12 protein-coding genes and 1 pseudogene are annotated in these 15173 nt (G+C 61.0%); 9 read left to right on the forward strand and 4 right to left on the reverse strand.

Annotated features, from left to right (window positions below):
- Positions 1 to 364: 364 nt before the first annotated feature.
- Positions 365 to 934 carry a glucodextranase DOMON-like domain-containing protein gene (locus OPU71_RS14130; protein WP_267728655.1) on the reverse strand — a complete coding sequence of 190 codons (570 nt, stop codon included), beginning with the start codon at positions 932 to 934 and terminating at the stop codon, positions 365 to 367.
- Between the two features lie 32 nt (positions 935 to 966).
- Between OPU71_RS14130 and OPU71_RS14135 the strand changes: the two genes are divergently transcribed.
- On the forward strand, positions 967 to 1218 hold the full coding sequence (locus tag OPU71_RS14135; RefSeq protein ID WP_267728683.1) for a hypothetical protein: 252 nt from the start codon (positions 967 to 969) through the stop codon (positions 1216 to 1218).
- Positions 1219 to 1253: 35 nt separating this feature from the next.
- Here OPU71_RS14135 and OPU71_RS14140 read toward each other — a convergent pair.
- The 3 genes and pseudogenes from OPU71_RS14140 to folE all read right to left on the reverse strand — a co-directional run.
- A pseudogene (locus tag OPU71_RS14140) lies at positions 1254 to 1598 on the reverse strand (IS21 family transposase); the annotation flags it as partial.
- 582 nt (positions 1599 to 2180) lie between these two features.
- Positions 2181 to 2609, reverse strand: coding sequence for a BLUF domain-containing protein (locus OPU71_RS14145; RefSeq protein WP_267728656.1), 429 nt, complete (start codon positions 2607 to 2609; stop codon positions 2181 to 2183).
- A 7-nt stretch (positions 2610 to 2616) separates the two neighbouring features.
- On the reverse strand, positions 2617 to 3330 hold the full coding sequence (folE, locus tag OPU71_RS14150) for a GTP cyclohydrolase I (protein ID WP_267728657.1): 714 nt from the start codon (positions 3328 to 3330) through the stop codon (positions 2617 to 2619).
- A 381-nt stretch (positions 3331 to 3711) separates the two neighbouring features.
- Here folE and OPU71_RS14155 point away from each other — a divergent pair, with 381 nt between their 5' ends.
- The 8 genes from OPU71_RS14155 (at position 3712) to OPU71_RS14190 (ending at position 15136) form a co-directional block, all read left to right on the forward strand.
- Positions 3712 to 4005 carry a helix-turn-helix domain-containing protein gene (locus OPU71_RS14155; RefSeq protein WP_267728658.1) on the forward strand — a complete coding sequence of 98 codons (294 nt, stop codon included), beginning with the start codon at positions 3712 to 3714 and terminating at the stop codon, positions 4003 to 4005.
- 120 nt (positions 4006 to 4125) lie between these two features.
- A complete protein-coding gene (gene queD / locus OPU71_RS14160) occupies positions 4126 to 4569 on the forward strand; it encodes a 6-carboxytetrahydropterin synthase QueD (RefSeq protein ID WP_267728659.1) in 444 nt (147 codons plus the stop codon).
- A gap of 267 nt (positions 4570 to 4836) precedes the next feature.
- Positions 4837 to 6054, forward strand: coding sequence for a tyrosine-type recombinase/integrase (locus tag OPU71_RS14165; RefSeq protein ID WP_267728660.1), 1218 nt, complete (start codon positions 4837 to 4839; stop codon positions 6052 to 6054).
- Positions 6055 to 6141: 87 nt separating this feature from the next.
- A complete protein-coding gene (gene hsdR / locus OPU71_RS14170) occupies positions 6142 to 9615 on the forward strand; it encodes a type I restriction-modification system endonuclease (RefSeq protein WP_267728661.1) in 3474 nt (1157 codons plus the stop codon).
- An 81-nt stretch (positions 9616 to 9696) separates the two neighbouring features.
- Entirely contained in the window at positions 9697 to 10887 is a 1191-nt protein-coding gene (locus OPU71_RS14175; RefSeq protein WP_267728662.1) for an ATP-binding protein, read from the forward strand.
- Positions 10888 to 10986: 99 nt separating this feature from the next.
- The gene (locus tag OPU71_RS14180; RefSeq protein WP_267728663.1) at positions 10987 to 12468 is read left to right on the forward strand and encodes an N-6 DNA methylase; all 1482 of its coding nucleotides are present in this window, start codon (positions 10987 to 10989) and stop codon (positions 12466 to 12468) included.
- On the forward strand, positions 12465 to 13838 hold the full coding sequence (locus OPU71_RS14185) for a restriction endonuclease subunit S (protein WP_267728664.1): 1374 nt from the start codon (positions 12465 to 12467) through the stop codon (positions 13836 to 13838). The genes OPU71_RS14180 and OPU71_RS14185 overlap by 4 nt, the downstream gene beginning before the upstream one ends.
- Positions 13832 to 15136 (forward strand): AAA family ATPase, encoded by a 1305-nt coding sequence (locus OPU71_RS14190; RefSeq protein ID WP_267728665.1) that lies wholly within the window; start codon positions 13832 to 13834, stop codon positions 15134 to 15136. The genes OPU71_RS14185 and OPU71_RS14190 overlap by 7 nt, the downstream gene beginning before the upstream one ends.
- The last annotated feature ends 37 nt before the right edge of the window (positions 15137 to 15173 follow it).

Consider the following 15173-nt stretch of genomic DNA (forward strand, 5'->3'; position numbering starts at 1 on the left):
TGCATCGCCATATCAGACGCAACCATAAACACGCTACCCAATTGTTTTTGCGTGACTTTTGTCAATCCCGCGAGGCGCCATACCGCCCCACTAGTGACGAGACAACATCCTCCAAAACCGGAATATGGGCATTCATCCCATTTAGCCTTACACGCTACGCCAATGGCATTTTGTGCAGGACAAATACCGACAATTAAAACGAGCGCTTTTGACACACTCTCTCACCCTGCTCCGGCCGTCTGGATTAATGAGAACCGCTCCAGAATAAATTGTCTGTAATCGCTCAAAATTCACCGAATTCGGCTCAGAAATAGAATGGGCGCCGATCAAAGCGCCCTTGTAATTGATCAAAACAACCACGCGATTACGGCAGCGTGAACACCATGAAGTCATCCATGATCAAGGGGTCAGTCGTGCCAGTTCCGCCAGAGAACGCCCACTCCTTCGCCGTCGGCGACAGGCCACGATAGCCGTCGTCGTAGTCCCATGAGGTGACATAGACCTTGACGCCGGAGAGCGACGTCAGCCTCCCAAGCGACGCATCGGGCAGGATGAAGCTGACAGCATTGTTGGCGGCATCAAGCGGTATCCGTACAGCAGGCGACGCGCTGGTGCCTTCGCTGATCGCCGAGGCGCCTTCAGATGAAAAGAACGCGTTTGACCAGCCGTGTGCGCGCAAACGGTAGTGCCACTTCATGCCGCCCGGCAGTGAAGCGTTCTGAAAAGGCATTACAGCCATACCACCGTGCTTGCCTGGCACTTCGATGAAGATCGTGAACGCCACATGATCGAATCCATTGGTCGGGTTCCAGAGGGTCGTGATCTTGCTGGTCTGCACATCAATACGCATGGCGCCACCGGCGAGCGACACGGTGAGCTTGCGAAGGTCAAGCTGGCGACTGCCCCCCAGGAGGTGTTGGTCGGGTGTAGGCACCTGCTGGCCCGACGTCGTCACCTTGCGGGTCGATGACTTCGGCCATCGATGACGAACGGACGATCGACAAAAAACTGCCTGAGTTCGACAGCACGCTATCTGACCCGCTCAAGGCGACGACTCTGTGCCGGATCGTCAGGTCGAACATCGCGGCCGTGTCCAGTGTCCACAGTGGCAGCCCAGTTGCCATCGTCTGCAGATTTCACGTTCAGCGCATGAACAAGATTGCCATCAACAGCGCTGCCAAATCTGCAAACTCGCGACTGCCGCGCAGCAGCCACTGATCCAAGGCTCGCATCAAACTGCACAGCACGAACCGCGCGTGGCGCCAGCCACTATGGGCCAGCGCGAACTGGTATTGCCGACGAGGAAACGCCACACCGCCCAAGCGAACATCGAGTTCATCGGCTACAGTGAAGTCCGACAGCCCGAGCCGACTGGGTGGGAGCGCCTACGCGAAGTAGATCTCGCGCTCGCCGCCATGAGTGGCGCGCCACTGGCTGACCCGCCGTTGCAGCGTGCGCAGCACCGTTTCGGCAAACCATTCCGGGTGGCGCCACTGCAACGCCTCAAGCACCTTCACAGCCATCAGTGCCGGCACTCCCTTGAGCATTGGAACCACTTCAGCATCCCACACCGCTGCCAGTGGGGCAGTGCGGATGCGTCAGTGGCGCAGTGGGTTACCTTCGCCTTAAAGGCGACACAGTAAGAACCCAACCGCAAAACGCACTCGAGCGGCGTGAGTCAAACACTCACGATAGTTGTCGCTGAGCGCTCACGATAACTGTCGTCCACCACGGGCTCCTGAAGAAGCCTGTCGCCTCTCAGCAGGACGAGGCAAACAAGGCCGTAAGCGCTGCAGCCAGCAGCAGCGGCAGCCGCTTGCTTGTGTTCATCGATTGGACTCCGGTAGTCAGCCTGAAGCCGGACAACGGGAATACCCGGCAGCGAAGGCACGCGCGGCCAAAAGAAGAAAGGATCCGCGCCGCAAAGGCCAGAAAGGCGAAGGCGCCTTGCGCAAATCGCCAAGGCCGCGCAGTAATCGGAAAGCGGTTGATGCGAAAGCGCCCCTGGGAGGCCTCTCGCATTTCTCTCGCAGCCCCACCGCGCTATGCGACGGAACAAGGCAGAGGTCCTTACGCTTTCAAGCGCGGCGCACCGCTTGCAACGCCGGGCCAGATTGGCCAAGCCATAGCGGCAAAAAACAGCCGCCCCGGGCGGCGGCCGTCGTTCCCCGCCATTGGCGCTAGCTGCAGCGCCCCACGACCGAAGCGGTGGCGATCAATTCGTTGAGCAAGGCCATCGAGGCCTGCCCCGAACAGTTGAACGGGTTGAGAACGGGCCGCTCCGCATACTTGAGCAGCAAGGAGGGGTTCACTGTCGCCACGTTCACGTGGCCCATCGTCCAGCCGCCAAAGCGCCGCTCCGGGATCTCTTCAAAGCTAAGCAGCCGCACGCTCGTGTGACGATCGTCCCTGACGATCGTGTTGTAGAGCTCGCATACCTCGTCGCGCCCGCCTTCGAGGACTTGCAGAAACAAGTCATCGCTGTAGCAAAGCATGCCGGTAATGCCCAGCTTCGGATTGTGCGCGCGCGACTGGGCAAGGATTGCGTCGATGACGGACGCCTGGAGCGGCGCGGCCGCGCGGCTGGCATAAAGCAGTCGAACAAGCATCGGGGCCTCAGTGTTTCAGGTTGATGAGAGAGAGAAACTCACGGCGCAACGCAGCATCCTTGAGGAAGGACCCACGCATCACACTGTTGATCATCTTGGTTTCGGAATCCTTCACGCCACGCCAATGCATGCAGAAGTGATCAGCCTCCATGACAACCGCAAGGCCATCGGGGCTCACCTTGCGCATCAGCAACTCTGCCATCTGGGTGATCGCCTCCTCCTGAATCTGCGGGCGGCTCATCACCCATTCCGCCAGGCGCGAGTACTTCGACAGGCCGATCAGGTTCGAATGCTCGTTTGGCATCAAGCCGATCCACAGGCGCCCCATGATCGGGCAGAAGTGATGGCTGCACGCGCTGCGCACGGTAATCGGCCCAACAATCATCAGTTCGTTAAGGCGCTCGGCATTCGGGAACTCGGTCACAGACGGTGCCGGCATGTAACGGCCGCGAAAAACCTCGGTGAGATACATCTTGGCGACGCGGCGCGCGGTGTCTTGCGTGTTGTGATCGCTTTCGGTGTCGATCACCAGGCTCTCAAGGACCCCCTTCATCTTGCCTTCGACTTCATCCAGCAAGGCTTCAAGATCACCTGGCTCCAGAAAGGCCGAAATGTTGTCATTGGCATGGAAGCGCTGTTTTGCGCGGTAAATCCGCTCCCGGATCTTTGCCGACACGGGCTGAAAAGCCGGCGTATCGGGCTTCTGCGAAGCTTCGCTCATGATGGGCCGTCAGTTGGGTAAGAGTGTGGGGAGTGTCATACAACGCAGCTCAGACCGCAAACCCGCCTATCCGTTCCGCAATGTCTCCAATTGGTTTTCCCAGCGCCGTCTCCGGCCCCATGCAGCATCTGCGCGATGAGGAGCGACGACCGCATCCAGGATGGGGCGATGCTCAGCTCTGACGCCCAATCCAATGGCTCAGCAGTCTCGTGACAGTCTTTAACATATCCGCCACAAGCCGCACCGGCGTTGGAACTATGGCAATCAGATATTGATCTATAATTCGGGAACTGGACTTGACTAGGCTGGTCCTACGACAGAGATGCCTGAACCTGTGTGAAGGCTGAGCAAGAAATACAAGTGCAAAGCGAGGTTGCCACCATGAAGAGTAACGACAAAGTTGATGTTCGCGAAATCCGCCGCAAGCTTGGCCTGAACCAGTCACAGTTCTGGTCGAAGATCGGTGTTACCCAAAGCGGTGGATCGCGTTACGAAAGCGGCCGCAACATTCCGCGCCCGGTTCAAGCGCTGCTTCGCCTGGTGCACGTTGAGCAGGTCGATATCGGCAAGATCCGCAAGGACGAAGTTGATGTCATCGAATACCTGAAGCAAACCGATCCTGAACTGCTGAAGAACCTCAAGAAAGAAGCCAAGGCCAAGAAGAAGGCCGGCTGATAGAATCTGCGGCCTCTTCCGGCAGGCTTACAAAACAACGGCATCCAGGTGGATGCCGTTGTTGTTTCTGGGCAAGCCTCGCCAAAGACCGATCAGTCAAGCAAAGCAGGCAGATGAAATATGAGAATCACGCGGCGACTTGAGTTTGATGCGGGACACCGCATCCCCCATCACAACAGCCAATGCAAGAACTTGCATGGTCACCGCTACACGCTTGAAGTCACGCTGCTTGGCGAGACAATCACGAAATCAGGCGCCTCAGACGAGGGCATGGTGCTCGACTTCTCAGACGTGAAAGCGATCACGAAGCGGGAGATCGTTGACGTATGGGATCACGCTTTTCTCGTCCACGCCGACGACACCGAAGTGCGTGCATTTCTGGAGTCAATCCCGGGCCACAAGACAGTCGTACTTCCGTTGATCCCAACCGCCGAGAATCTGGCCAGAATCGCCTTCGACACGCTTGCAGGCAGATTTGCCGAGACCTACGGATCGCGCCTCACGCTGGAGCGCGTCCGTCTGTACGAAACACCGAACTGCTGGGCAGACGCTGAAGCAATCTAGCATGTCGCAAGCGCAGCTCAAGTTCTTGCTTTGAAGCTGAGCATAGGCCGAGCATCAGCGCCCGCCAGAAATGCAAAAAACCGCAGAGCCTGTCGCTGTGCGGTTTTGTCTGATTACTTTGGCGGAAGCGGTGTCTGCCGACCCCCGCGTTTCACCACGTCTCAGTAAGTCGATCCATCTCCCCTAGATCCTTCCACCGCAAGGGTTTCATGGAATTCTCTTGTCTCAGCGCTGCTCCGACGATACCATCCAATCGCGAAATTATTGATGGGGCTTTGGATGGGGCGAAAAGCGAAGGAGTTGTCGGCGCTTGAAGTTGGCCGACTCACCAAAGCCGGGATGAACTTCGTCGGAGGTGTCTCCGGACTCGCCCTGCTCATCTCCGAACGCGGCGCCAAGAGCTGGATTTTGCGCATCCGCGTGAGCGGCAAGCGGCGTGATATGGGGCTTGGCGGATACCCGGACGTCACACTCGCCGACGCCCGCCGCCGCGCGAGGGAGGAACGCGAACGGATTGATCGCGGCGAAGACCCCATCGCCGAGCGAACAAAAGCCAAACAGGCTCGACTCGTCGAGGCGATGGCAATGATCACATTCGATCAGTGCGCTACTGCTTACATTGCCGCAAACGAAGCGGGCTGGAAGAACGCCAAACACACAAGCCAGTGGCGGGCAACGATTACTCAATACGTCAGCCCCGTAATTGGCGACATTGCGGTCAACAATGTGACGCTCGCCCATGTTCTACGAATTCTCGAACCGATCTGGGCGACGAAGACCGAGACTGCAAGTCGCCTGCGCGGACGGATCGAGGCCGTTCTGGACTGGGCGACAGTGCGCGACTACCGGTCAGGCGATAACCCGGCCCGATGGCGCGGCCACCTGGACAAGGTGCTACCCAAGCCATCACGCGTAACCAAGGTCGAACACCACGCCGCCCTGCCCTACCGTGAGATCGCCGCCTTCATGAAGTGCCTGTCCGAACAAAACGGCCTTGGTGCGCGCGCTTTGGAGTTTGCCATTCTGACTGCAGCCCGGTCCGGCGAAGTAAGAGGCGCAACTTGGCAAGAGATCGACCTGCGCGCTGGCGTGTGGACCATCCCCGCCGAGCGGATGAAGGCGGGCAAAGAACATCGAGTCCCGCTATCCCCACGCGTGCAGGCTATCTTGCGGAACCTGCAATGCGACGAGGGCTCGGATCTGCTGTTCCCGAGCACTCGCAAAAAACCGCTCTCCGACATGACGCTCACCGCGCTTCTACGCCGAATGAAGCTGGATGTCACCGCACACGGATTTCGATCCACGTTCCGGGACTGGGCCGGCGAAACGACCGCATATGCCCGCGAAGTCATCGAACACGCGCTCGCTCACCAGCTCAAAGACAAGGCGGAAGCCGCTTACCAGCGCGGTGATTTGTTCGAGAAGCGCCGCCACCTCATGTGCGACTGGGCCGCTTATTGCTCAGGCGAAGATCCCCGCAAGTAAGCATGCCTCTCGGTGCGGAGACTCGCCCCATTGCCCTCAAGCACCTCAGCACCACAAAATGCAGCTTGGACAATCATTGATCCGGCCATGCCCGCCTCGAGCAACTTCACCTTCCTAGCCGAGCACGACCCAGTCTTCCTTCAGCTCGCCACGACTGCCGAGCAGGTCTTCGCCGCCGACCCGAACACCACGCTGATCAAGCTCCGCCAGCTCGGTGAAGCACTCGCGCAAGACGTAGCCGCGAGGGCAGGCGTGCAGTTCGATGCGGAGACGAGTCAGGCCGATCTGCTGTTCCGACTCAATCGCGAAATCAAGCTTGATCCCACGGTGCGCGAGCTGTTCCACACCCTGCGCATCGAAGGCAACAAAGCGACCCACCAGTTCCGCACCCAGCACAAAGAAGCGATGGACGGTCTCAAGGTCGCCCGCGCGTTGGCGATCTGGTTCCACCAATCCTTCGGCAAGGCGGGCGCTGCATTCAAGGCCGGGCCCTTCGTCCCGCCGCAAGACCCCAGCCTGCAACTGCGCGAACTGCATGCAGAGATCGACGCACTCAAGGCCGAGCTGCTCGGCAACCGCGAAGCGTTGGACACCAACCAGCAGCTCGCCGCCCTGCTCGCCCGTGAGAAAGAAGAGTTCGCGGTCCTCGCGCAGCAGATGGATGCCGAAGCGCGCACCTATCAATCGCTGACCGAAGAACAAAGCGCCGCGGTGGATCGCGTTCGCGCCGAGTTCGAAGCACGCATTGCCGAACTGCAAACCCAGCTTGCCGACAGCCAGAAGGCCGCCCAGTCGGTCACGCAGGCCACGCAGTCCGCCAGCAAGCAGCTCGTCCTCAGCGAAGAGCTGACCCGCATCCTGATCGACCAGCAGCTCGCCGCCGCCGGCTGGGAAGCGGACACGCAGAACCTCAAATACGCCAAGGGCACGCGGCCAGAGAAAGGCAAGCAGCGCGCGATTGCCGAATGGCCCACCACCGGCAAACAGGCCGCCGACTACGTGCTGTTCGCCGGTCTCTCGCCGGTCGCCGTGGTCGAAGCGAAACGCGAGAACGAAAACGTCGCCGGCAAGATTCCGCAGGCCGAGCGCTATTCGCGCGGCTTCAAGCAGGAACAAGGCTTTAAGCCCGCGTGGGAACTGGCCGGCCTGCCCGCCCCCTGGCCGGACGGTCAGGGCGACGCCTTCCAGATCCCCTTCGTCTATTCGAGCAACAGCCGCCCCTACCTGCAGCAGCTCGCCGAACAATCCGGCATCTGGTTCCGCGACGTCCGCAGCCCCGCGAACCTCGCCCGGCCGCTGATGGACTTCCACACGCCCGAGGGCCTGCTCGATCAGCTCCATCGCAGCAAGGAAGCCGCCGAGGCCAAACTCAAGGCCGAAGGCTTCGCCTACCTGCAACTGCGGCCGTATCAGGAGAAGGCGATTCAGGCCGTCGAAGCGGCGATCGCAGCCCACCAGAGCGCCTGCCTGCTCGCCATGGCCACCGGCACCGGCAAAACGCGCACCATCATCGGCCTGATTTACCGCTTCCTCAAAGCCGAACGCTTCCGCCGCATCCTCTTCCTGGTCGATCGCACCGCACTCGGCACCCAGGCGCTGGATGCCTTCGGCGACGCGCTGCTCGAACAGAACCAGCCGCTCTCCAAGATCTACAACATCGCAGAACTCGGCGACATGGCCGCCGAAGCCGAAACCCGAGTGCAGGTCGCCACCGTGCAAGCCATGGTCAAGCGCATCTTCCAGTCAGACGACCCGCCCGGCATCGACGCCTTCGACTGCGTCATCGTCGACGAAGCGCACCGCGGCTACACGCTCGACCAGGAAATGTCTGAAGGCGAACTACAGGTGCGCGACCAAGGCCAGTACCTCTCCACCTACCGCCGCGTGCTCGACTACTTCGACGCGGTGAAGGTCGGCCTCACCGCCACGCCGGCCCGGCACACCACCGAAATCTTCGGCCGCCCGGTCTACACCTACTCCTACCGCGAAGCCGTCGCCGACGACTGGCTCATCGACCACGAACCACCGATCCGCTACCAGACCCTGCTCTCGCAAAAAGGCATCAAGTTCGACAAGGGCGAAACGGTCAGCGCCATCAACCTCGGCACCGGCGAGATCGAACAGGCGGAACTCGAAGACGAGCTCAACTTCGAAGTCGAAGCCTTCAACCGCCGCGTCATCGTTGATGACTTCAACCGCGTCATCTGCGAACAGCTCGCGCAGGAGCTCGACCCCTTCAGCGAAGAGAAGACCATGGTCTTCTGCGCCACCGACCTGCACGCCGACATGGTCAAGCGCCTGCTCGACGACGCCTTCAAGGCGGTGCATGGCGACGCCTACAACGAAGCCGCCGTGCGCAAGATCACCGGCAAGTCGGACAAGGTCAGCGAGCTCATCAAGCGCTACAAGAACGAGCGCTACCCCAACATCGCGATCACGGTTGACCTGCTCACCACCGGCATCGACGTGCCCCGCATCGCGCACCTCGTCTTCATGCGCCGGGTCCGCTCGCGCATCCTTTACGAGCAGATGATCGGCCGCGCCACCCGCCGCTGCGACGAAATCGGCAAGACGGTGTTCAAGATCTACGACCCGGTCGACCTCTACAGCGATCTGCAAGAGGTCAGCACCATGAAGCCGCTGGTCAAAGATCCGAACGTCACGCTCGAACAACTGCTCGGCGAACTGCACAACCCAGAAAGCTTCAACGCCCCCGGCAGCCGCAGCGAGCAAACCCACGCCCACGACGTACTCGACGCCCTCAGCCAGAAGCTGATGCGCGTGCTGCGCGACGCCACCCACAAGGCCGAGAAGAAGCCCGCGCTGAAAACCCGCCTCGCCGAACTCGAAGCCCTGTGGGGCGTCGCCCCGGCCGAACTGCACAAGCACCTCAAGGCGCTCGGCCCGCAAGACGCAGCAGCCTTCCTGCGCCAGCAAGCCGCACTGCTGCAGCAGATCGACGAAGTCAAAGCCCTCGTCGGCAGCGCCTACATGCCGGTGCTCTCAGACCACAAGGATCAGCTCGTCGCGCGCGAGCAAAGCTACGGCGCCTACAACCGCCCCGAGGACTACCTCGACAGCTTCAACCACTTCGTGCGCGAGCAGCTCAACCAGTCCGCTGCGCTCGCCGTCGTCGTCAATCGCCCCAAAGACCTCACCCGCGAACAACTCAAGGAAGTGCGCCTGCTGCTCGATCAGCACGGCTTCACCGAAGCCCGCCTGCAGTCCGCCTGGCGCAATGCCACCAACCACGACATCGCCGCCAGCATCATCGGCTACATCCGCCAGGCCGCGCTGGGCGAAGCCCTGCTCCCCTTCGAGCAGCGGGTCGCGCAGGCCATGCAGCGCATCTACATGCTCACCAACTGGTCGACGGTTCAGCGCAAGTGGCTGGAGCGCCTTGCCAAGCAGCTCACCCACGAAGTCGTCATCGACACCCAGTTCGTCAATGTGGCCTTCCAGCAAGACGGCGGCGCCAAGCGGCTAGACCACCTGCTCGGCGGGAAACTGGGTGACGTACTCGATCAACTTGCCACCGGCATCTGGTCCGAGGCCGCCTAGCCGCGCGCGCACTTCTATCAATCTATACACAGTCTGAGATATATTTGTGTATAAATTGCTAGAGATCCGGAAGACGCACCCATGGACCCGATCAACAACCCATTTTCACCCGGCGCAGGCGCGCCGCCGCCAGAACTCGTGGGTCGAGACCCCTTGCTCGAAGAAGCCCGCATCCTTCTCGGGCGCATCAAACAGGGCCGCCCAGAGAAAAGCCTGCTGCTGACCGGCCTGCGGGGTGTCGGGAAGACCGTGCTGCTCAACGAAATCGAGCGTCTGGCTCGATCGGCCGGCTACCAGACGATCCTGCTCGAAGCGCACGAAGAAAAACCGCTCGGCGAACTGATCTATCCCGCCTTGCGCAGCCTGCTGTACGAGCTCGATCGCCTTGCGGGCGCAGGCGACAAGGTCAAACGCGGCTTGGCCGTGCTTCGCGCATTCATCGGCAGCATCAAGTTCACGGTGGGCGACGCTGCGCTGGGGCTCGACATCGAACCCGCCAAAGGCACTGCCGACAGCGGTGACATTGAAATCGACCTGCCCAATCTCTTTCAGGCCATCGCCGAAGCCGCTCAGGAACGCCAGACCGCAGTGGCCATCCTGATTGACGAAATCCAGTACCTCAGCCAGAGGGAACTCGGCGCAATCATCATGGCCATGCACCGCATGCAGCAAAAGCAGCTCCCGCTTGTACTGCTCGCTGCCGGCTTGCCGGTGCTACCGGGCATGGCGGGCGAATCCAAATCCTACGCAGAGCGGCTCTTCAACTTCCCTGATATCGGCGCCCTCTCTGAAGCCGATGCAGCGAAGGCTTTGCGCGACCCCGCGGCCAACATGGGGGTCGAGTTCCAAAGTAACGCGCTGCAAGAGGTCTTCCGCCTCACCCACGGCTACCCATACTTCGTTCAGGAATGGGGCTACCAAGCCTGGAACCAGGCCGCCGCCAGCCCGATCACGCTTGACCTCGTTCAGCGCACCACACCCGCCGTGATTGCGCGGCTAGACAAGAACTTCTTCCGCGTGCGCTTTGACCGCCTCACCCCCAGCGAACGTAACTTCCTGCGCGCCATGGCCCACCTCGGGCCCGGCAGCCATCGCACCAGCGACATTGCGGCCACTTTGGGCACCAGCGTCAGCGGCATTGGCCCGGTCCGCGCCAAGCTGATCAAGAAGGGAATGATCTACAGCCCCGCCCACGGCGACATGGCCTTTACCGTGCCGCTCTTCGATGAATTCATGGTGCGCGCCATCCCAAGCTTCACGCCCGGAAAGTAAGCCGTGCGAAAGCAACTCACGGCACCCGATCGACGCCACCCGGCAGGCGAGCGTGAAACACCGCGCCGCACTATTTCAACTTCGGCCACAAGTTAAAACATGAGCAACAACGAAATCGTCCAGAAACTCTGGAACCTCTGCGACGTCCTGCGTGACGACGGCATCAACTACTCTGACTACGTCACCGAGCTCGTGCTGCTGCTCTTCATCAAGATGGAGCACGAAAACGCAGAAAGCGGCGTCATGTCCGGCCACAAGCTGCCCGCCGGCGCGCGCTGGCCCGACATCGCCAAGCTCAGCGGGCTCAACCTGCTCAACCACTACCGCGCCACCCTGCTCGATCTTTCCAAGAGCACCGACCCGCTGCTCGCCGCCATCTATGCCGACGCGCAAACGCGCCTCAAGGAACCGCGCCACCTCGAACAGCTCATCAAGAGCATCGACGCCATCGACTGGTTCTCCGCCCAGCGCGACGGCCTTGGCGACCTCTACGAGGGCCTGCTCGAAAAGAACGCCACCGAAACCAAGTCCGGCGCCGGGCAGTACTTCACCCCCCGCCCGCTCATCGACAGCATCGTCGCGCTGATCGACCCGCAACCGGGCGAAACCGTGCAAGACCCGGCCGCCGGCACCGCCGGCTTCCTCATCGCGGCGGACACCTACATCAAGGCCCGCACGGACAACCTCTACGACCTCAACGAGAAAGCGCGCACCTTCCAGCGCAACCACGCTTTCATCGGCATGGAACTTGTGCCCGGCACCCGCCGCCTGGCGCTGATGAACTGCCTGCTGCACGGCATGGAAGGCGACGCGGCCGGCGTCGTGCATCTGGGCAACACCCTCGGCACCGCCGGCGCTGCATTGCCCAAGAGCCACATCATCCTCAGCAACCCGCCCTTCGGCACCGCCAAGGGCGGCGGCGGTCCCACGCGCGACGACTTCACCTACACCACCGCCAACAAGCAGCTCGCCTTCGTGCAGCACATCTACCGGCATCTGAAAGACGGTGGCCGCGCCGCCGTGGTGCTGCCCGACAACGTGCTGTTCGAAAGCGGCGTCGGCGCCGACATCCGCCGCGACCTGATGGACAAGTGCCGCCTGCACACCCTCCTGCGCCTGCCCACCGGCATCTTCTACGCCCAGGGCGTGAAGACCAACGTGCTGTTCTTCGACAAGGTCAGCGACAACGCCGAGGGCGCCACGCAGGAAGTCTGGGTCTATGACCTGCGCGCAAACATGCCGCGCTTCGGCAAGCGCACCCCGCTCACCCGCGACCATTTCAAGGAGTTTGAAGCCGCCTACGCCCCGCTCGCCGCCGAAGCCCGCGCCACCTCCGGCACGAGCCACGGCCCGCGCACCGACGCTGGCGAACAAGGCCGCTTCCGCCGCTTCACCCGCGCGTGGATCAAGGAGCGCGGCGACAGCCTCGACATCGCCTGGCTCAAGGACGACAACGCCGAAGACGCCGCCGACCTGCCCGAACCCGCCGTGCTCGCGCAGGAAGCGATGAGCGAACTCGAAGGCGCAATTGCGGAGTTGCAGGCGATTCTGGAGGAACTGGGTGAAGAGGTGGACGAATGAAAGAGTTGCCGCAAGGTTGGAGCACGACCACCCTTGGAAAAATCACCACTATTCGCACTGGAAAATTGGATGCAAACGCGGCCTCTCCTGATGGTCAATTCCCGTTTTTTACCTGCTCGGAGACACCACTTAGAATCAACTCGTTTTCGTTTGATACAGAAGCCGTCTTACTGGCGGGCAACGGTGGTTTTTCGATCAAATGGTTCAAGGGAAAGTTTGATGCCTACCAACGCACCTACGTAATTGAACCGACGTTGGTTCATGGCCGCTATCTTTATCGACTTGTGTCTTTCGTTTTGCCGAGCATCACCAACGCGGAACGCGGATCAACAATTCCGTATCTCCGTGTGGGCGACATTACTGGGGCGGCGGCCCCGCTCGCACCACTCCCCGAACAAAAACGCATCGCCGACAAGCTCGACACCGTGCTGGCGCGGGTGGACGCCTGCCGCGACCGCCTCGACCGCATCCCCGCCCTGCTCAAACGCTTCCGCCAATCCATCCTCGCCGCCGCCACCTCCGGCCGCCTGACCGAAGACTGGCGAGCTACCCATCATTGTGGGACCGGTGCCCCCGACGTGGACTCACCGACAACTCGCAACGTATCCCTTGGCGAAGAGCAATTGGCGGTGCCCGAAACTTGGAAGCGGTGCACGTTGAGCGATCTGATCAACAAGAAACGCCCTCTTTGCTACGGAGTCGTTCAACCTGGCAACGAGGCAGATGATGGCGTTCCGCTGGTGCGAGTTCAGGACATGGAGAATGGCGCAATTCTGATTGCCGGCCTTCGCACAGTCTCCAAATCGGTTGATCTTGAATACAAACGCTCTCGTGTCGTAGCGGGTGATCTTCTAGTTTCGATTGTCGGCACGATCGGACGAACCGCCGTTGTCCCCTCTGGTTTCGAAGGGAACATCGCCCGCGCGATCGCGCGCATCGCCCCTTCTGCCAACGTACTGGCTCAATGGCTTGATTGCTGGCTATCGACCCCCGCAGTTCAATGGTGGCTACTGAGCAGTTCTCGCGAAGTTGCCCGCAAGACGCTGAACCTCGCCCAGCTCGCTGAAACGCCTGTCGCCGTGCCATCTCTCGACGAACAACTCGAAATCGTCCGCCGCGTAGAAACCCTGTTCGCCTTCGCCGACCGCCTCGAAGCCCGCCTCGCCACCGCCCGCAAGCAGGCCGGCCAGCTCACACCCGCCCTGCTCGCCAAAGCCTTCCGCGGCGAACTCGTCCCGCAAGACCCCAACGACGAACCCGCCACCGAACTCCTCAAACGCCTCGCCACCCAGCGCGACAACGCCCCCAAACCCAAGCGCCGCAGGGGAAGTGCTACGCTGGCCGCTTCTATCGGAGACTCTTCATGCTGACCGCATTTACGCTGCGCATGTTTAAAAGCTATCGCGAGTCGCGGCTTCCGCTTGGCCCACTCACTGTTCTGATTGGTGCTAACGCGGCAGGCAAGAGCAACGCGCTAGAAGGACTGCGCCTGCTATCGTGGCTAGCACAGGGGCAGCGGCTCTCTGCGATTCAATACGAGGTGAACCGCGCCCACCGGGTGGTGCGCGGCCGAGTGGATGATCTGTTTTTCCGCCTGGAACCTACCCTTGAGATCGGATGCGACACGGACGACGCGGACTGGAACCAGCTCCGTATGCGATTAACGCTGCGCGAAGGCGAACTTCACATTGCTGGCGAGCAGATCAGCAACGCGTCAGGCGGCGTTCGCCTCTACGATCTCGACCAGCCCGCACAGGGCTTGGGCTCGGACGCTGGCGTGGCTTACAACAACTTCGCTCGCGGGCCCAACAAACCGCACATTACTTGCAACGACCAAACTGCCGTATTCCTTCAACTCACCAGCCCGGCCAGCTTTTCAACGCAGAAAGCGCAACAGACGATACCCGCTGTCGCCAAGAACTATGAGCGTTTGCTGAGCAGCATCTTGTTCCTTGACCCGGCACCCGCCCAAATGCGCGACTACAGTTTTGCGAGCGAACGCAGGCTGTTGGGCGACGGGACAAACCTCTCCAGCGTTCTGCATCACCTGTGCTCTGATCCGCAAAACAAAGCGGATGTGCTGAGCTTCATCCAGAGCTTGCCTGAACAGGACATTCAGGACATCGAGTTCCTTACCGGTCCGCGCGGCGAATTGATGGTGCAGTTGGTGGAAACCTTCGGTGGCCACGCGATGAGCTACGACGCCACGCTACTGTCCGACGGTACCTTGCGGGTGCTCGCCATCGCGGCGGCGATGCTTTCTGCGCAAGAAGGCAGTTTGGTGGTGATCGAAGAGATAGACAACGGCGTCCACCCAAGCCGGGCGCGGCACTTGCTGGAAAGGATCCGCGCGATAGCAGAGCGCAGGAAGCTGCGCGTGCTGCTCTCTACACACAACCCGGCAATGCTCGACGCGCTGCCAGACCCTGCCGTTCCTGACGTGGTGTTTTGCTACCGCGACGCCACAAGTGGTGCGAGCTGCCTGACGCGGATGCAGGATATACCCGACATGCCAGAGTTGCTCGCGCAGGGTTCATTGGGGCATTTGATGACCAGCGGGCTGCTGGAGCGCTTCGTGAAGCACCACCCCGGCGCCGAGGAGAAGAAACGTCAGGCATTGGCTTGGTTTGACGCTTTGCAGGGCGATACTGGGGAAGCTCGTCAATGAGCACCATTGTTATTGTCGATACATCGGTGCTGCTGAA

Origin of the sequence: Niveibacterium sp. 24ML (assembly GCF_026586805.1) — a bacterium.
In the GTDB taxonomy this organism is placed as follows: Bacteria; Pseudomonadota; Gammaproteobacteria; order Burkholderiales; family Rhodocyclaceae; genus Niveibacterium.